Here is a 17,367-nt window from a genome sequence, read left to right on the forward strand (position 1 = left end):
GACCATGGCCCTTATTTCTGAATTCGACTACGGAACCCCGAAATCCCGCGCAACGGACATGGTGACGCTCACCATCGACGGGCGGCAGATCACCGTACCGGCGGGAACGTCGATCATGCGGGCCTCACGCGAAGCGGGTATCGACGTGCCGAAACTCTGCGCCACCGATATGGTGGATGCTTTCGGCTCCTGCCGGCTCTGTCTTATCGAGGTGGAAGGCCGCAACGGCACTCCCGCCTCCTGCACCACGCCTGTCGCCGCCGGTCTTGTCGTGCATACGCAGACGGAGCGGCTGAAGCAGATCCGCAAGGGTGTGATGGAGCTTTATATTTCCGATCACCCGCTCGACTGTCTGACCTGCGCCGCCAATGGCGATTGCGAATTGCAGGATATGGCCGGTGCCGTGGGCCTGCGCGATGTGCGCTACGGTTATGAAGGTGACAACCACGTCAAGGCACGCACCGGTGATGGCGATCTCAATGCCCGCTGGATGCCGAAGGACGAAAGCAATCCCTATTTCACCTATGATCCTTCCAAATGTATTGTCTGCTCCCGCTGCGTGCGCGCCTGCGAGGAAGTGCAGGGCACGTTTGCACTGACGATTGAAGGGCGTGGTTTTGAAAGCCGCGTGTCACCCGGCGCGCATGAGGCCTTCCTTGATTCCGACTGCGTTTCCTGCGGTGCCTGTGTGCAGGCCTGCCCCACCGCGACACTGACGGAAAAATCGGTGATCGAGATCGGCCAGCCGGAACATTCGCTGGTCACGACCTGCGCCTATTGTGGTGTCGGCTGTTCCTTCAAGGCGGAAATGCGCGGCGAAGAGCTGGTGCGCATGGTGCCATGGAAGGACGGGCAGGCCAATCGCGGCCATTCCTGCGTCAAGGGCCGTTTCGCCTATGGTTATGCGACCCACAGGGACCGTATCCTCAACCCGATGATCCGTGAAAAGATCAGCGATCCATGGCGGGAAGTCACGTGGGAGGAGGCCTTCTCCCATGTCGCGTCGGAGTTTCAGCGTATTCAGGGCCAATATGGCCGGGAATCCATCGGCGGCATCACCTCGTCCCGCTGCACGAACGAAGAAACCTTCCTCGTCCAGAAACTCATCCGTGCCGGTTTCGGCAACAACAATGTCGATACCTGTGCCCGCGTCTGTCACTCGCCCACGGGCTATGGTCTCGGTCAGGCTTTTGGCACCTCGGCCGGCACGCAGAATTTCGACAGCGTGGAGCATTCCGACGTCGTCGTGGTCATCGGTGCCAATCCGACGGATGGGCATCCGGTCTTCGGTTCCCGGCTGAAAAAGCGGCTGCGGCAGGGCGCAAAACTGATCGTCATCGATCCCCGCCGTATCGATCTCGTGCGCGGCCCGCATGTGGAGGCATCCTTCCACCTGCCGCTGAAGCCCGGCACCAACGTGGCGGTGCTGACGGCGCTTGCACATGTGATCGTCACCGAAGGCCTGTTCAACGAGGCCTTCATCCGCGAGCGTTGCGACTGGTCGGAATTCGAGGATTGGGCCGCTTTCGTTGCCGAACCTCAGCACAGCCCGGAAGAAACCGAAAGTTTCACCGGTGTTCCGGCGGAAGAACTGCGCGGGGCCGCCCGCCTTTATGCCCGTGACGGCAATGGTGCGATCTATTACGGCCTTGGCGTGACCGAACACAGCCAGGGGTCGACCACGGTCATGGCGATTGCCAATCTGGCCATGGCCACCGGCAATATTGGCCGCCCCGGCGTGGGCGTCAATCCGCTGCGCGGGCAGAACAACGTTCAAGGCTCCTGCGACATGGGCTCGTTCCCGCATGAGCTTCCGGGTTACCGGCATATTTCCGATGACGCCACGCGTGACATCTTCGAGAAACTCTGGGGTGTAAAGCTCAACAACGAGCCGGGGCTGCGTATCCCCAATATGCTCGACGCTGCCGTGGATGGCAGCTTCAAGGGCATCTACATTCAGGGCGAGGATATTCTCCAGTCCGATCCGGACACGAAGCACGTGTCCGCCGGTCTTGCCGCCATGGAATGTGTCGTGGTGCACGATCTCTTCCTGAACGAGACGGCGAATTATGCGCATGTCTTTTTGCCCGGTTCCACCTTCCTCGAAAAGGACGGCACCTTCACCAATGCCGAGCGCCGCATCAACCGCGTGCGCCGGGTCATGTCGCCGAAGAACGGTTTTGCCGACTGGGAGGTGACACAGAAGCTGGCGCAGGCCATGGGGCTTTCATGGAACTATGCACATCCGTCGGAAATCATGGATGAAATTGCGGCGACGACACCGAGTTTCGCCAGCGTTTCCTATGATTATCTCGAGCGGAACGGTTCGGTGCAGTGGCCCTGCAACGAGAAGTTCCCGCAGGGGTCGCCGATCATGCATGTCGACGGCTTCGTACGCGGCAAGGGCAAGTTCATCCGCACGGAATATGTGGCGACGGATGAACGCACCGGCCCGCGCTTCCCGCTGCTGCTCACCACCGGCCGCATCCTGTCGCAATACAATGTCGGCGCGCAGACACGGCGCACCGAAAACGTCGTGTGGCATGAGGAGGATCGGCTGGAAATCCACCCGCATGATGCCGAACAGCGCGGCGTCAAGGATGGCGACTGGGTGAAGCTTGCCAGCCGCTCCGGAGACACGACGCTGAGGGCGCTGATCACCGACCGCGTCGCGCCGGGCGTGGTCTATACGACCTTCCACCATCCCGGCACGCAGGCGAACGTCATCACCACCGACTTCTCCGACTGGGCGACCAACTGTCCCGAATACAAGGTGACCGCCGTGCAGATATCACCTTCCAACGGGCCGACGGAATGGCAGGAGGAGTATGATGCGCTCGGCCGCCGGTCGCGGCGGATCACCGGCAAGCTGGAGGCAGCCGAATAATCGGGGCCGGGGGGTGCCCCGGCCACTTGAAACATGGACGCCGACCGGCAGGCGGCGCGGGGAACAGTATGTTGCTAAATCACACCGACGAAAAACTGGTGAGAATGGCGAACCAGATCGCGACTTTTTTCCTGTCTCAGCCGGAGGATGTCCGCATTGACGGTGTCGCCACCCACATCAACAAATTCTGGGAGCCGCGCATGCGCCGCCGGTTTTTCGAGATCGTGGATGCCGGTGCCGGCGATTTTCTGCCGCTGGTGATCGCAGCCTCAGCGGAGATCAAGAGACCCGGAACACCCACCGCCGATGCGGTGGGGCTTGGGGAGGATGCAAAGGGTGCGCCGGGAGGCAAGGGGCCGGCTGCGGGTGAGTCCCTGTCCGAGCCGAGTATTCCCGAAACCAGACACTGAACGCGGCGAGGGTCGCCTTTTACCAATTGCCGCATGGGAGAGCATTCGGCGGTTTCGCCCTGTCACATGGGGCGTATGAAATTTGTCCAGACATCCACGAGGGAGGTAATGTCGATGGCAGTAGCAGGCGTATCTGCGGGAGAACCGGTGCAGGCCGGAATTCTGGACCGCGAACGGATCATAGCAAAACCCGGATTTAACCGCTGGCTGGTGCCACCGGCAGCATTGGCCATTCATCTATGCATCGGCATGGCCTATGGCTTCAGTGTTTTCTGGCTGCCATTGTCGAAGGCCTTGCCGGCGACGGACCCCAGCTGCTCCAGTCTTACCCTTGTCGGCGCTTTGTTTACCACGCAGTGCAACTGGCGTGTGGCCGATCTTGGCTGGATCTACACGCTGTTTTTCGTCCTCCTGGGTTGCTCGGCGGCAATCTGGGGCGGCTGGCTGGAGCGGGTGGGACCACGCAAGGCTGGTTTCGTTTCCGCCTGCTGCTGGTGCGGCGGCATTCTGGTTGCAGCACTCGGCGTCATGACGCATCAATTATGGCTCATGTGGGTGGGCGCGGGTGTCATCGGAGGTATCGGTCTCGGCCTTGGTTACATCTCGCCGGTCTCGACCCTGATCAAATGGTTCCCGGATCGTCGCGGCATGGCGACGGGCATGGCCATCATGGGCTTCGGCGGTGGGGCGATGATCGGTGCGCCGCTTGCCAATATCCTGATGAACACCTTCAAGACGGATGTTTCCGTCGGCGTCTGGCAGACTTTCGTCGTCATGGCGTTGATCTATTTCGCCTTCATGATGGCCGGCGCCTTTGGTTACCGTATTCCGCCGGCCGGCTGGCGTCCGGAAGGCTGGACGGCGCCTGCGGCCAAGAGCGCGATGATAACCCATCGTCACGTGCATCTGCGTGACGCGCACAAGACACCGCAGTTCTGGCTGATCTGGGCGGTTCTGTGCCTGAACGTCTCGGCCGGCATCGGTGTTATCGGCATGGCCTCGCCGATGCTGCAGGAAATTTTCGCCGGCTCGCTGATCGGCCTGCCGGGCGTGGGCTTCGCCGAGCTGGATGCGGGGCAGAAGGCGCAGATTGCCGCCATCGCGGCAGGTTTCACCGGCCTGCTGTCGTTGTTCAACATCGGCGGGCGGTTCTTCTGGGCCTCCATGTCCGACAAGTTGGGCCGCAAGAACACCTACTTCTGCTTCTTCATCCTCGGCATCATTCTTTACGCGCTGGCCCCGACACTGGCGACGATGGGATCCAAGGCATTTTTCGTTCTGGCTCTGGGCATCATCCTGTCGATGTATGGCGGTGGTTTTGCGACCATTCCAGCCTATCTTGCCGATATCTTCGGCACGCAGTTCGTCGGCGCCATCCACGGCCGGCTGCTGACGGCATGGGCAACGGCGGGCATTGCCGGACCGGTGGTGGTCAATTACATCCGTGAAGCGCAGATAGCCGCCGGTGTTGCGCCTGGTCCGGCGCTCTACACCAGCACCATGTATATTCTGGCAGGCATGCTGGCGATCGGCCTTGTCGCCAATGCGCTGGTGAGGCCGTTGCCGGAGAAATGGTTCATGTCGGATGCGGAGGTTGCCGCACTTCAGGCAAAAACCGCTGCCGCCAGCGCCGGCCCAACCGGTTCCTTCGGCATCGGCAGGGGCGGCCTCGACACCAAGGCCGTCTTTGCCTGGCTCGCTGTCGGCATACCGCTCCTCTGGGGCGTGTGGGTCACGGTAAAGAGCAGTCTGGCGCTGTTCGGCTGAGCGTTCATCACATTCGGGTGGCGCTAATCAACGTGCCACCCGGAGAAGTGCGTGCCAGCCCACGGTCGGCATATCATTTGATCAGGCCATATCAGGGGGCGGCTCGGACCCATGTCCGATGAGCCGCCCCCCGTTTGCGAAAAACTCCGGTTCACGGCGGGTTCAAATCCCGCTCCGCAATCATCTGAACCTGGAGAATTTGTCAGCCAAGCCACGTCTTGGAGCATTTTTCAGTAAAAGTGCTTAGCTGTTTTACGTCCGGAAAATTTGGAAAAACAAAAGGATAGAGCACGTCCAACGATTCCGTTTGGATTGGACGTCCTTTAGAAATTTCCCGCCGTCAGGCGTGCGGGAGACCTTGTTCTTCCCAAGTTATCTCACGGTCGGCAGCAGGCCGGTTCTCCCGGCGATTGCGGGTTTTCGGCTTAACCTTTGATCGGTCACCTGAAATCTAACCTTTTCACGCCTGTCGATCCGATCGGGAGATCGAAACGCGGGCGACACCCTTGCTACGCAGCAATTTTCGTGGCGGCGACGAAACCATATTGACTCCGTTCGAATTTTGGATTTCTTTGTAAACCGGTTTAGTAAAGCGATTTACAAACCGAAGAGAGGTCGAAAAAGACCCGATGAGTGGAACAGGAAATGGGAATATGATGGCGCGAAATCATGCGACCAGTCTGAAGGACGTTGCCCGGGCCGCGGGTGTTTCCGTTGCGACGATATCACGATTGCTGAACGGTACGCTGGAGCTGCCGGCAGAGACGAAAACGCGCATCGAGAGCGCCATTCGTGAGCTCAATTATGTCCCTAATCCCCATGCCCGACGTTTGAGCCGTGGGCGCTCGGACACGATCGGCCTCGTGGTTCCAGATATCGGCAATCCGTTTTTCGGCATGCTCGTCGCGGCCGTGGAAGAAGAGGCGGATCGACGCGGTCTTGCCGTATCGCTGTTTGCCACGCTGAACCGCACGGGTCGCGAATTGTCATATCTGCGACTGCTTGCCCGTAACCATGTCGATGGGCTCGTCTTCATCACCAACCATCCCAATACCGATGAACTGGCAGAACTGATCAACACCACCGGCAAGGTTGTTGTGGTGGATGAAGATGTGCCCGGCGCAATCGTTCCCAAGCTCTTTTGCGATAATGAGCAAGGGGGGCGCCTCGCGGGCGCGCATCTGGCGGAGCACGGACATCGCCGGGTGCTTTACGTCGGCGGTCCCGAGGACATGATCAGTACAGAACGTCGTTTCAGCGGGTTCAAATCCGCACTCTCCGAAAGGGTGGCGCAGGCGGAGCTTTCGATTTCCAGATATTGCGGCGCATATACAGTCGAATTCGGCCGGGCGGCTGCCCGACGCTTTCTGGAGGAGGGGCGTCCGGCGACGGCGATATTCGCAAGTTCGGACGAAATCGCCATCGGGTTTATCGAGGTCCTGCGTGCTGAAGGCGTGCGCATTCCGCAGGATGTCTCGATGATCGGCTTCGATGATGTCGGGCCACTGCATCTTTTTGCACCGCCGCTCACCGCCATTCGCCAGCCTGTCAGCGCCATTGGCCAGCGCGCCCTGTCGCTTTTGCTTGAAACCAATTGGGATCAGGACCCTCCGTTTCCATCGGAGGAGTTGCTGCCCGTCGAAATCGTCGTGCGTGAATCCGTTGCGCCGCCCGCGATCTAATAAAAAGCAACGAACCAACAGAGGAAGAACGATAATGCCAAATTTGAAACGTCGATATTTTTCTGCGGCTCTCGCTGCGACCGTCCTTTCCGGCGCGACCTTGTCTGCCGGTCTGGTCCATGCCGCTGAAAAGACCATTGCCCTGGTGCAGATCAATCAGCAGGCGCTGTTTTTTAACCAGATGAACGAAGGTGCGGAAAAAGCGGCGAAAGAGGCCGGTGTCAAGCTGGTAATCTTTAATGCCAATAACGATCCCGCGGCCCAGAACAGCGCGATCGAAACCTACATCCAGCAGAAAGTGGACGGCATCGCCGTCGTCGCCATTGACGTCAACGGCATCATGCCGGCCGTAAAGCAGGCGGCTGCCGCCAATATTCCCGTCGTTGCGATTGACGCCATTCTGCCGGAAGGCCCGCAGAAGGCGCAGATCGGCGTGGATAACGGCAAAGCCGGTGCCGACATGGGGACATTCTTCCTCGACTACGTGAAATCAGACATGGGCGGCAAGGCCAAGATCGGCGTCGTCGGCGCGCTGAATTCCTTTATTCAGAACATTCGCCAGAAGGGCTTTGAAGAAACCATCAAGGACAAGTCCGGCATTACGGCTGCCGGTGTTGTCGATGGCCAGAATGTTCAGGACACCGCACTTTCCGCAGCGGAAAACCTGATCACCGGCAATCCGGACATGACCGCAATTTATGCCACGGGTGAGCCGGCCCTTCTGGGCGCGGTCGCTGCCGTTGAAAGCCAGAGCAAGCAGAAGGACATCAAGGTCTTCGGTTGGGACCTGACCAAGCAGGCGATCGCCGGTATCGATGCGGGTTATGTCGCAGGTGTCATCCAGCAGGATCCCGCCGCAATGGGTGCGGCCGCTGTCAAGGCGCTCAAGACGGTTGCCGATGGCGGCACCGTCGAAAAGACGATCGCCGTGCCGATAACCATCGTCACCAAGACCAATGTCGAACCCTACCGCGCGGTTTTCAAATGATTGCCGCCGGACAGCACACAGGCGCTGTCGACGGCACCGGGGGAGATATTCTCTCCCGGCAAGCCGATCGTGAAGCGCGTATCTCGTTGCGTAACATCCGCAAGACATTCGGGTCGCATCAAGCACTTCGGGGTGTCGATCTCGACATTTTTCCCGGTGAATGCCTCGGCCTCGTCGGCGACAATGCCGCGGGCAAATCGACCCTGACCAAGGTGATCTCGGGAACTTACATTCCAGATGAGGGCACGATCACAATGGAAGGCGAAACCATTCGCCTTTCGGGCCCGGCCGACGCCCGCAATCGCAACATTGAAATGGTCTTTCAGGACCTGAGCCTGTGCGACCATATCGATGTGGTGGGGAACCTCTTCCTTGGACGTGAAATCACCAAGGGACCTTTCCTCGACCGGCAAACCATGCTTACGGAAGCCCGCAAGATGCTGGATGCGCTGGAAATCCGCATACCGCGTCTTACCGCCAAGGTGGAAAAGCTCTCCGGCGGCCAGCGCCAGGCGATTGCCATTGCCCGGGCGGCCTCTTTCAATCCGAAGGTCCTGATCATGGATGAGCCCACCTCGGCGCTTGCCGTTGCGGAGGTGGAAGCCGTGCTTTCGCTCATCAATCGTGTCAAGGCGAAGGGCGTATCGGTCATTCTCATCACCCATCGCCTTCAGGATCTCTTCCGCGTCTGCGACCGCATTGCTGTCATGTATGAGGGCACCAAGGTGGCGGAGCGCCAGATCAACGAAACCGGCCTTGAAGACCTCGTCCGGCTGATCGTGGGAGGACAACGCCATTGAACGTCTATACTGAACGCGCCAAGGGCTCACCGCTGTCGGATTTCATCGCGGAAAATGCGCAAGTCCTGTCTATCGCGGTATTCTTCGCCCTTTGCCTGGTGTTTTTCTCCGCCACGACGGATACGTTTCTGACGGCCGGCAATCTGTTGAATGTCATTCGTCAGGCCGCGCCGATCCTGATCGTCTCGATTGCCATGACACTGGTTATCATAACCGGCGGTATCGACCTGTCGGTCGGTTCCATGGTGGCGCTTATCAATGCCGTTGGTGCCATTCTGCTGGCGGCGGGTTACGCCTGGCCGCTGGTTCTGGTGGCCATGCTGATGCTGGGTGGGGTGCTTGGCCTGCTGCAGGGCTGGTTCATCGCCTACCAGGGCATTCCGGCATTCATCGTCACACTGGCCGGCCTGTCCATCCTGCGTGGCGTGGCACTGTACATCACCCAGGGTTATTCCATACCGATACCTGACGCGCCGGGCTTTTTCTATCTCGGTCGCGGCGATCTGCTGGGTATGCCCGTTCCGGCATTGATCGGAATATTCATGACGGCGATCGCCTATGTCATTCTCTCGAGCACACGATATGGACGCCGCGTCGTGGCCGTCGGCTCCAACCTTGAGGCGGCGCGGCGCGTCGGCATGCCGGCGAAGTGGATTCTCGCTTCCGTCTATCTCGGCGCCGGGGTGGCGTCCGCCATTGCCGGTCTCCTGATTGCGGCCCGGCTGGGTTCGGGTTCCTCCAATGCGGCGGTCGGCTTTGAATTGCAGGTCGTGGCGGCGGTGGTTCTCGGCGGCACATCACTGATGGGCGGCCGCGGTACCATTCTTGGCACCGTGCTCGGTACCATGACGATCGCGGTGATCGGTAATGGCCTCATCCTCATGCATATCTCGCCGTTTTTCACCCAGATCGTCACCGGTGCGATCATCCTTGCCGCTATCTGGCTCAACACGCGCATCTTCACCACCAATTTCCGTTTCGGCGTGAAAAGAAAGGGTTGATGCCATGACCTCAGAATTGTCCGAAGGACATGTCCGTTCCGGCAAGGTCATGACCGTACGTGGGCCCGTTCCGGCAGAACAGCTCGGTGTGACGTTGATGCACGAGCATATTCTCAATGATTGCCGGTGCTGGTGGCATGCGCCGAAGACGCCGGAGCGGCAATATCTGGCCGATGGTTTCGTCTGTATGGAAATCCTCGGCGAGTTACGCCAGGACCCTTTCGTCAACAAGCATAATATTACGCTGGATGACGAGCCGCTGGCGATTGCGGAATTGATGGATTTTGTCAGTGCCGGCGGGCAAACAGTCGTCGAGCCCACCTGCCAGGGGATCGGCCGAAACCCGGCGGCGCTGAAAAGGATATCCGAGGCCACGGGGCTCAACATCGTCATGGGAGCGGGCTATTACCTCGCCTCATCCCATCCCGGCAAGGTGGCGAACCTCAGTGTCGAGGCGATTGCGGACGAAATCGTCGGCGAGGCGCTTCATGGTGTCGATGGCACTGGCATCAAGATTGGCCTGATCGGTGAAATCGGCGTCTCCGCCGATTTCACACCGGAAGAGGAGAAATCCCTGCGCGGCGCGGCACAGGCACAGGTCCGTATCGGCCTGCCGCTAATGGTACATCTGCCGGGATGGCTGCGGCTGGGGCACAGGGTTCTCGATATCGTCGCCGGGGAGGGGGCGGATTTAAGGCATACCGTTCTTTGCCACATGAACCCTTCGCATGACGATCTTGCCTATCAGGGGGAGCTTGCCGCGCGCGGCGCCTTCATCGAATACGACATGATCGGCATGGATTTTTTCTATGCCGACCAGCAGGTGCAATGCCCGAGCGACGAGGATGCAGCCCGCTCCATCGTCGCGCTGGCGGAACGCGGTTACCTGGATCGTATTCTCCTCTCCCATGACGTCTTCCTGAAAATGATGCTGACGCGATATGGCGGCAATGGCTACGCCTATATTCTCAAGCATTTCCTGCCGCGCCTGAAACGGCACGGTCTTGGCGACACCGCTCTTCAAACCCTTATGCGGAATAATCCGCTCTCGGTCTTTCAGGCAAAGGCCTGATGAACTTATGGAAATGGAAAGATCATGACAAAAAAAGTGCTTCTCGTCGGTGAAAGCTGGGTCAGCTCGGCTACTCACTACAAAGGTTTCGATCAGTTCGGCAGCGTCACCTTCCACCTCGGAGCCGAGCCTCTGGTCAAGGCGCTGGAGGGCAGCGACTATGAGCTGACCTATATGACAGCCCATGATGCGGTGGAGAAATTCCCGTTCGAGATGGCCGGACTGGACGTCTATGACGCGATCATTCTTTCAGACATCGGCGCAAATTCGCTTCTATTGCCGCCAGCCGTCTGGCTGCATTCCAAAACGGTGCCGAACCGGTTGAAACTGCTGAAGGCCTGGGTCGAAAAGGGCGGTGGCCTGCTGATGGTCGGCGGTTATTTTTCCTTCCAGGGGATCGACGGCAAGGCCCGCTGGCGTCGTACACCGGTCGAAGATACACTGCCTGTGACCTGCCTTCCCTGGGATGACCGGGTGGAAATTCCGGAAGGCTCGACCGCAGATATTCTGAAACCCGACCATCCGACCGTCGCGGGCCTTTCTGGCGAGTGGCCGCTTCTGCTCGGGGTGAACGAGGTCGAGGTTCGCGATCGCGCCGATGTCGAGGTGGTTGCCCGGCTGCCGGAAGATCAGGGTTCCCATCCCCTGCTCGTGACCGGACGTTTCGGCAAGGGCCGCACGGCGGCATGGACCTCCGACATTGGTCCGCACTGGCTCTCTCCTGCCTTCTGCGAATGGGACGGGTATGGTCGCCTGTGGAAGAATATTCTCGGCTGGCTGACGGAAAAGCCGTGATCGGAGGGGCTAAGTCCGCAGAATGGCCATCAGCTCTTCATGGCTGGGAAAGGCATCCTGCGTACCACGGCGACCGACCGTGATGGCGGCGGCCCTTGAGGCATCCTCAAGGGCGCGCGCATCCACGGCGACACCGCGAAGCATGGCGGAAGCAAGCGCTACGCCCGTGAAGCAATCGCCGGCACCGGTTGTGTCGACGATTGCGGCGGGTGCGGCCGGCACTTCGGTAGCACCATCGGTGGACACGAGCACGCAGCCCTGTCCACCAAGTGTGACGATGACGAGACCGACACCGGCACGCAGCAGAAAAGCGCCAGCCTCGGCACCGTTCTCGCCGGTCAGCGCCTCAGCCTCGATACGATTGAGAACGGCGATATCGATAAGTGGCAGGACGCTTGTGAACCAGGGTTGCAGGGGTGAAGGATTGAAGGCCGTATTTAACCCCTTCGATCTCGCCGCATTGAGAATGGCGAGGGTTGTTTCTTCCGAGAGATTGCCCTGCAGGACGAGGAGGTCACCGGGTACGGCGTTGCCAAGCGCGTCCAAGGCTGCGTTTTCATCAAGCGCTGCTGCTGCTGAACGGGTGGTGATGATCGAGTTTTCGCCGTCCGGAGTTGTCAGAATGATGGAAATATCGCTGGTGGGGCTGTCGACGGGAATGAGATTCGGTGTCAGGCGCTCGCGGGTGAGCGCTCTTCCGATCGCAATGGCGCGATCGTCCTTGCCGACGGCAGCGACCAGGGTGGTTTCGACGCCGCATCGTGAAAGAACAATGGCCTGATTGCAGCCTTTTCCACCGAGACTGCGCGAGGCCTGCTCGCCAAATATCGAAGCGCCTGCCTCGGGCAGCGCTGAAATGGAATAGGTTTCATCGAGTGCGATATTGCCGATAACAAAGGCGCGCATGAAGAACTTTCGAAAGGGATTTAAATGCAGACCATATCCGACAACACAGCCAATGCCATTCAAGAAATTTTCGGCCGAAGCAAGGCATTGATCGGCATGGTTCACTGCCCGGCCTTTCCGGGAGCGCCGCGTTATCGGAACGCGAACATGGATGCCATCTATGATACGTGCATGCGCGATGCGGAACGCCTTGTCGAGGGCGGCATGCATGGTCTGGTCATCGAAAACCACGGAGACGTGCCATTTTCCAAGCCGGACGATATCGGACCGGAAACGTCAGCCTTCATGAGCGTGGTGACGGACCGTATCGTTCGCGCCGCGGGCGTGCCGGTTGGCATCAACGTGCTGGCCAATGCGCCCATCCCGGCCTTCGCGATCGCAATGGCGGGCGGGGCAAAGTTCATCCGCGTCAACCAATGGGCAAATGCCTATGTGGCCAATGAAGGTTTCATGGAGGGGCGAGCGGCCGAGGCGATGCGCTACCGTTCGCTGCTGAGGGCGGAGCATATCAAGGTTTTTGCAGACAGCCATGTCAAGCACGGCGCCCATGCCATCACGGCGGATCGCAGCATTGATGAGCTGACGCGCGATCTCGCCTTCTTCGATGCCGATGGTGTCATTGCGACGGGCCAGCGCACCGGCAACAGCGCATCCCTTGAGGAAATAGAGGAAATCGGTGCGGCGACGCATCTGCCGCTGCTGGTCGGATCGGGTGTCAATGAGGGCAATATCGTCGAAATCCTCAAACGTACCAATGGCGTGATTGTCGCCTCATCGCTCAAGGAAGGCGGGGTGTGGTGGAACCCTGTGGAGCTGTCGCGCGTGCGTTCTTTCGTGGCGGCTGCCCGGCCCGCCCTTGATGCCCGATGAGGAGATAAAGATGGGACAATTTGCGATCAACGGTGAAAGACTTCTGGCAAACCTGGATCGTTTCGCAGCAATCGGCGCCACCGACAGGGGAGGCGTGAATCGGCAGGCCCTTACACGGCTTGATCGCGATGCGCGACGGCTGTTGACGCAACTTGCCCTGGAGCGCGGATTTTCCGTGTTTCAGGATCCCATCGCCAATCTTTTCATTCGCAGAAATGGGCGGGACGACAGTCTTTCACCGCTGGTGATCGGCAGCCATCTCGACAGTCAACCGTCGGGTGGCCGGTTTGATGGCGCGCTTGGAACGCTTTCAGCTTTTGAGGTTCTTGAGACCCTTGAAGATTTCGGCGTTGAGACGGAGCGTCCCGTTGAGGTCGTAGCTTTTACCAATGAAGAAGGCTGCCGCTTCGCGCCCGGCTGCATGGGGTCGACGGCCTTTGCGAGCGGGACCATACCAACGAACTGGTCAAGCCTGCCGGCAACGGATGATGGCGCCGAATTTGCAGGTGAGCTTGCCGCAACCCTGCAAAGCCTGCCCGAAGCAACCATGCGTGGCCTCGGGTTTCCGGTCTTTGCTTTTCTTGAGGTCCATATCGAGCAGGGGCCGTCTCTCGAAAAAGAGGGGCTGCCAATCGGCATCGTCACGGGGATACAGGGTACACGCTGGCTGGAAGTGACGTTGACCGGACAGACCGCTCACGCCGGGACGACGGCACTCATGTACCGACGCGATCCGTTTCATGCCGCGGTGAATGCGCTTGGATCCCTTTTTCCCGCTATCATGCCGTCAGACCCTGACGCCCGCTTCACGGTCGGTCGAATTGCGTTGCAGCCCGGCGCCGTCAACGCCATTCCGCAAACCGCCACCTTCACCGTGGATCTCCGACACCCGTCTTCCGAAAGGCTTGACGACATGGAGGAGAAAATCCGTGCGGTTGTGGGGGATGCTGCATTGGCGCAGGGCTGCGAAGCGACAATCCGTCAGATATTCGACATGCCGCCCGCAAATTTTGAGGAGGGCATTCTATCGGCCCTCGACCGTGCTGCGCTGGAGCGCGGTTTTGCGACGCGACGGATGTTGTCGGGTGCTTTTCACGATGCGCTGTTCATGAACCGGGTCGCGCCATCGGCGATGATTTTCGTTCCGTGCCGCGATGGTCTCAGTCACAACGAAGCGGAACATGTTGAACCCGAGCATAGTATTGCCGGCTGCAACATGCTTTTGGCCGCGCTCCTTCAATTGCCATCACTGGCGACAGTCGAGGGGTGAGATCAGACTGCCACTCGTTTGATGGAAACGTAACCGGCAACCGGCGAGTTGCCTGTCACAAGCTGGCCCATCAGGTCAGATTCGAACCCGGAAACATGCGGCCCGCGGGCGGTGCGTCCGTCAGCGCCAGCTGGCAAGCAATCCTTCCAGCGTTGCGCGATCCTCCTTATCGAGGCGCGCAAGTCCGGGTGCGCGAACGGGACCGACAGCGAGGCCGAGGATTTCCATCGCCTCTTTCACCACCGTCACATTTGCGCCATTGCGATAACGTGTCCGCAACCGTTCGAACAACTCGATCTTTTCGACGATCTTGCGCGCCGCGTCAAAATCCCCTGATGTCAGTGCGTCGAGGACCTGCAGTGAGAATTGCGGCGCAACGTTCACCAGACCGGATGTGAAGCCGCGTGCACCGGCGGCGCAAAAGGCGGGTGCCCAGCTTTCAGCCAATCCGCAGACATATAGTGCGCCGTTCGGATCGGAGGCGGCGATCGCGCGCGACAGAAGCATGATATCCGTCGTTGCGAATTTGATGCCGGCGACATTCTGGTGGCTGGAAAGCCTTACCATGTCATCGACCGAAAAACCGTCGGCCCTGACATAGGCCACCAGCGGCAATTCGCTGCCCTCTGCGAGGCCGAGAAAGTAGTCGATCTGCGATTGCGGGGCTGCAAACGGGTCGACCGGCTGATGCGACATGACGGCGGAAGCCCCCATGTCCTTTGCCTGCCGCGCCATGGACAGCGCTTCGCGCTGCGAGCGTCCGATCGCCGCCGTCACCGGGGCCTTCCCGTTTACGCCTTTTATCGCGGCCTCAAAAACCCGTAGAATTTCAGCCGGCGTCAGGGCGTAGAACTCGCCGGTATTGCCCGCCGCGACGATGTTGTGGATGCCTGCCTTTGCCACGCGGGCGTAAACCTCGGCGGTGACACCGGCGTCCACTTCGCCGCCTGCATCATAAGCCGTCACGGGAACGCCGGAGATACCCTGCAGGGCCTGGCGAAAATCGAATGTCGTCATCAATTTGTTCCTCAAGGTAAAAGGGCGTCTCAGATGGAGAATGTGTGAACGGGCGTGCCGGCGACAGGCGCATCGAACGCAACGACGGTGCCGGCCGTGGAGACACCGTCGGTTTCGGTCACCAGACTGGTGAGATAGATCGTCTTAAGGTCCGGACCGCCGAAACATGGCATGGTCGGCCCCTTGAAGGGCAGCGTGTAGATCTCGAACAATTCGCCTTCAGGCGTAAAGCGGTTGAGCCGTCCGCCCTGAACGCCGGCGCTCCAGTAGCAGCCGTCGCTATCGGTCGCCGCGCCATCCGGCCTGCCTTCCTCTGGCGCAAAATTGTGAAGGCGTTCGGCCGGGCCGAGCCTGCCGGTTGCGACATCGAAATCGAATGCCTGATACATGAGCCCGCTGCTGTCGGAATGATACATCCGCTTTCCATCCGGGCTCCAGGCGAGGCCGTTTGATGTGAACATATTGCCGTCGATGATACGCTCGATGCCGCCGTCAGGTGCTACCCTATAGAGGCGTGCATTGCCTGTAGGCACGGCGGCCTCGTCGCGGGTTCCCACCCAGAAATGCCCGTCCGGGCCAACCTTGCCGTCATTGAGGCGGCTGTCGGGTCGTCCTTCGTCGGGGTCGCATAGAAGGTCGAGCCTGCCGCTTGCGGGGTCGAGCAGATGCACGCCCGTCTTGAGGCCCGCCACAACAAGGCCATTGTCACACAGACCAAGACAGCCCACCTGGGCGGGCATGTCGAACCTGTCCAGCTTTCCGTCCGGATGCAGGCGGAAAATCGCCGGGGCAAGAATATCGACGAACCACAGATTGCCCGTCCGCTCGTCCCATGCGGGCGATTCGCCAACCTTCAAAGGCGTATCGACGAGGGGACGGAGTTTCGGTTCTATGATGCGCGGCTGGCTCACTGATTATTCTCCATCGCCCTTTCAGGCCTCGTTCTCTTAAGATTGCGGGATCGGTCTAGCCACCGACGCCCTGAAACATGCGGGCGCGGGCTTTGAGGATGTGGTCTTTCATCGCGTCATGCGCCGCCTGCTCGTGGCGCGCAAAAATCGCTTCGACGATGGCGGTGTGCTCGTTCTGCACTTCGCGCACATGCTGCGGCGTACGTTTGAGGCTGAGACTGCGTGTCACCGACTGGCCAATGGCGAAATGTGGTTTGAACCAGATGCGTACGGTGATGTGGAACTGGTTATGGCTAGCCCTGGCAATGGCTTCGTGCAGGGCGAAATCTTCCTCTGCGCCAAGATCGTTGCGCTCGAGACATTGTTCCAGCGCTGCGATGGCTTGCTCGATCCGCGTCTTGTCGGCCGCCTGCCAGTTGCGCGCCGCAAGTTCGGCTCCCGAGGCCTCAAGGCCTGCCCGGAACTCGAAGAAGCGCTGCACGTCGGCGAGTGACCCGACCGGCACCTGCTGCAACACAGAAGAGTCGGGTTGCTGGCGCACATAGGAGCCGGAGCCTTTTTGCGAAACGATAAGCTCGTCATTGCGCAGCCTCTCCAGCGCTGCGCGCACCACCGGCCGGGAAGCCCCGAACAACGAAGCCAGGCTTTGTTCGGACGGTAGCCGCTCGTTTATGGGAAATCGCCCGTCCGAAATCATGCCGACGATCTTTTCGTAGACGATGTCGCTGAGCCGGGTCTCGCCGCGTGCGGCCGACGATGTGGTCGTATTGTCCATCAGCACACCTTTCGTTGCAAATCGCTGAAGTTGAACGGTTTCCTGTATGTCATCCGCAACAGAAATACCGGGGTTTTATCAGCGTGGAGCGCTGCCGTTCCGATCTTTATCGTCGAACCTGTCTTCGAAAATCGCTCTACGAATAAAAAATATGTAAAAAGCTGTCAATACTTGTAATCATCTGAAAACGCCCATATGGTCTGCCCCTGCCGGTGG

Annotated in this window: 15 protein-coding genes; 11 read left to right on the top strand and 4 right to left on the bottom strand. The window is 59.7% G+C overall.

What is annotated here, in order from left to right:
* The first annotated feature begins 4 nt into the window (after nucleotides 1-4).
* From fdhF to PL640_RS19555, 9 genes are all read left to right on the top strand, one after another.
* Nucleotides 5-2,887 (top strand): formate dehydrogenase subunit alpha, encoded by a 2,883-nt coding sequence (fdhF, locus tag PL640_RS19515; RefSeq protein ID WP_271363138.1) that lies wholly within the window; start codon nucleotides 5-7, stop codon nucleotides 2,885-2,887.
* A 68-nt stretch (nucleotides 2,888-2,955) separates the two neighbouring features.
* Nucleotides 2,956-3,297: a formate dehydrogenase subunit delta gene (locus PL640_RS19520; protein ID WP_142841982.1), complete on the top strand. Its 342-nt coding sequence runs from the start codon at nucleotides 2,956-2,958 to the stop codon at nucleotides 3,295-3,297.
* 114 nt (nucleotides 3,298-3,411) lie between these two features.
* A complete protein-coding gene (locus PL640_RS19525; RefSeq protein ID WP_142841983.1) occupies nucleotides 3,412-5,064 on the top strand; it encodes an OFA family MFS transporter in 1,653 nt (550 codons plus the stop codon).
* Between the two features lie 656 nt (nucleotides 5,065-5,720).
* Complete coding sequence (locus tag PL640_RS19530; RefSeq protein WP_269700066.1) at nucleotides 5,721-6,746, top strand: LacI family DNA-binding transcriptional regulator; 1,026 nt, start codon at nucleotides 5,721-5,723, stop codon at nucleotides 6,744-6,746.
* A 34-nt stretch (nucleotides 6,747-6,780) separates the two neighbouring features.
* Complete coding sequence (locus tag PL640_RS19535; RefSeq protein ID WP_271363139.1) at nucleotides 6,781-7,734, top strand: ABC transporter substrate-binding protein; 954 nt, start codon at nucleotides 6,781-6,783, stop codon at nucleotides 7,732-7,734.
* Nucleotides 7,731-8,534, top strand: coding sequence for an ATP-binding cassette domain-containing protein (locus PL640_RS19540; RefSeq protein WP_142841985.1), 804 nt, complete (start codon nucleotides 7,731-7,733; stop codon nucleotides 8,532-8,534). Before PL640_RS19535 ends, PL640_RS19540 begins: the two co-directional genes overlap by 4 nt.
* Nucleotides 8,531-9,535 (top strand): ABC transporter permease, encoded by a 1,005-nt coding sequence (locus PL640_RS19545; RefSeq protein WP_269699981.1) that lies wholly within the window; start codon nucleotides 8,531-8,533, stop codon nucleotides 9,533-9,535. The genes PL640_RS19540 and PL640_RS19545 overlap by 4 nt, the downstream gene beginning before the upstream one ends.
* 4 nt (nucleotides 9,536-9,539) lie before the next feature.
* Entirely contained in the window at nucleotides 9,540-10,607 is a 1,068-nt protein-coding gene (locus tag PL640_RS19550; protein WP_271363140.1) for a phosphotriesterase family protein, read from the top strand.
* 24 nt (nucleotides 10,608-10,631) lie between these two features.
* Entirely contained in the window at nucleotides 10,632-11,402 is a 771-nt protein-coding gene (locus PL640_RS19555; protein WP_271363141.1) for a glutamine amidotransferase, read from the top strand.
* A 9-nt stretch (nucleotides 11,403-11,411) separates the two neighbouring features.
* Here the strand turns inward: PL640_RS19555 and PL640_RS19560 are convergent, their stop codons facing one another.
* A complete protein-coding gene (locus tag PL640_RS19560; RefSeq protein ID WP_271363142.1) occupies nucleotides 11,412-12,308 on the bottom strand; it encodes a ribokinase in 897 nt (298 codons plus the stop codon).
* A gap of 24 nt (nucleotides 12,309-12,332) precedes the next feature.
* Between PL640_RS19560 and PL640_RS19565 the strand changes: the two genes are divergently transcribed.
* Nucleotides 12,333-13,178 (top strand): BtpA/SgcQ family protein, encoded by an 846-nt coding sequence (locus PL640_RS19565; protein ID WP_271363143.1) that lies wholly within the window; start codon nucleotides 12,333-12,335, stop codon nucleotides 13,176-13,178.
* 10 nt (nucleotides 13,179-13,188) lie between these two features.
* Complete coding sequence (locus tag PL640_RS19570; RefSeq protein ID WP_271363144.1) at nucleotides 13,189-14,448, top strand: Zn-dependent hydrolase; 1,260 nt, start codon at nucleotides 13,189-13,191, stop codon at nucleotides 14,446-14,448.
* A 120-nt stretch (nucleotides 14,449-14,568) separates the two neighbouring features.
* Here the strand turns inward: PL640_RS19570 and PL640_RS19575 are convergent, their stop codons facing one another.
* The 3 genes from PL640_RS19575 to PL640_RS19585 are packed head-to-tail and all read right to left on the bottom strand — an operon-like array spanning nucleotide 14,569 to nucleotide 17,151.
* Nucleotides 14,569-15,465, bottom strand: a complete 897-nt coding sequence (locus tag PL640_RS19575; RefSeq protein ID WP_142841992.1) for a dihydrodipicolinate synthase family protein — start codon at nucleotides 15,463-15,465, stop codon at nucleotides 14,569-14,571.
* 29 nt (nucleotides 15,466-15,494) lie between these two features.
* Entirely contained in the window at nucleotides 15,495-16,376 is an 882-nt protein-coding gene (locus PL640_RS19580) for an SMP-30/gluconolactonase/LRE family protein (RefSeq protein ID WP_271363145.1), read from the bottom strand.
* A gap of 55 nt (nucleotides 16,377-16,431) precedes the next feature.
* Entirely contained in the window at nucleotides 16,432-17,151 is a 720-nt protein-coding gene (locus tag PL640_RS19585; protein ID WP_046801252.1) for a FadR/GntR family transcriptional regulator, read from the bottom strand.
* Nucleotides 17,152-17,367: the final 216 nt, after the last annotated feature.

Origin of the sequence: Agrobacterium sp. ST15.16.024 (assembly GCF_027956545.1) — a bacterium.
Classification (GTDB): Bacteria; Pseudomonadota; Alphaproteobacteria; order Rhizobiales; family Rhizobiaceae; genus Agrobacterium; species Agrobacterium cucumeris.

Coding starts and splice junctions, on each gene's coding strand:
- PL640_RS19585 (WP_046801252.1), bottom strand. CDS start 17,151: ATGGACAATACGACCACATCGTCGGCCGCACGCGGCGAGACCCGGCTC.
- PL640_RS19560 (WP_271363142.1), bottom strand. CDS start 12,308: ATGCGCGCCTTTGTTATCGGCAATATCGCACTCGATGAAACCTATTCC.
- PL640_RS19530 (WP_269700066.1), top strand. CDS start 5,721: ATGGCGCGAAATCATGCGACCAGTCTGAAGGACGTTGCCCGGGCCGCG.
- PL640_RS19550 (WP_271363140.1), top strand. CDS start 9,540: ATGACCTCAGAATTGTCCGAAGGACATGTCCGTTCCGGCAAGGTCATG.
- PL640_RS19520 (WP_142841982.1), top strand. CDS start 2,956: ATGTTGCTAAATCACACCGACGAAAAACTGGTGAGAATGGCGAACCAG.
- fdhF (WP_271363138.1), top strand. CDS start 5: ATGGCCCTTATTTCTGAATTCGACTACGGAACCCCGAAATCCCGCGCA.
- PL640_RS19535 (WP_271363139.1), top strand. CDS start 6,781: ATGCCAAATTTGAAACGTCGATATTTTTCTGCGGCTCTCGCTGCGACC.
- PL640_RS19555 (WP_271363141.1), top strand. CDS start 10,632: ATGACAAAAAAAGTGCTTCTCGTCGGTGAAAGCTGGGTCAGCTCGGCT.
- PL640_RS19565 (WP_271363143.1), top strand. CDS start 12,333: ATGCAGACCATATCCGACAACACAGCCAATGCCATTCAAGAAATTTTC.
- PL640_RS19525 (WP_142841983.1), top strand. CDS start 3,412: ATGGCAGTAGCAGGCGTATCTGCGGGAGAACCGGTGCAGGCCGGAATT.
- PL640_RS19575 (WP_142841992.1), bottom strand. CDS start 15,465: ATGACGACATTCGATTTTCGCCAGGCCCTGCAGGGTATCTCCGGCGTT.
- PL640_RS19540 (WP_142841985.1), top strand. CDS start 7,731: ATGATTGCCGCCGGACAGCACACAGGCGCTGTCGACGGCACCGGGGGA.
- PL640_RS19570 (WP_271363144.1), top strand. CDS start 13,189: ATGGGACAATTTGCGATCAACGGTGAAAGACTTCTGGCAAACCTGGAT.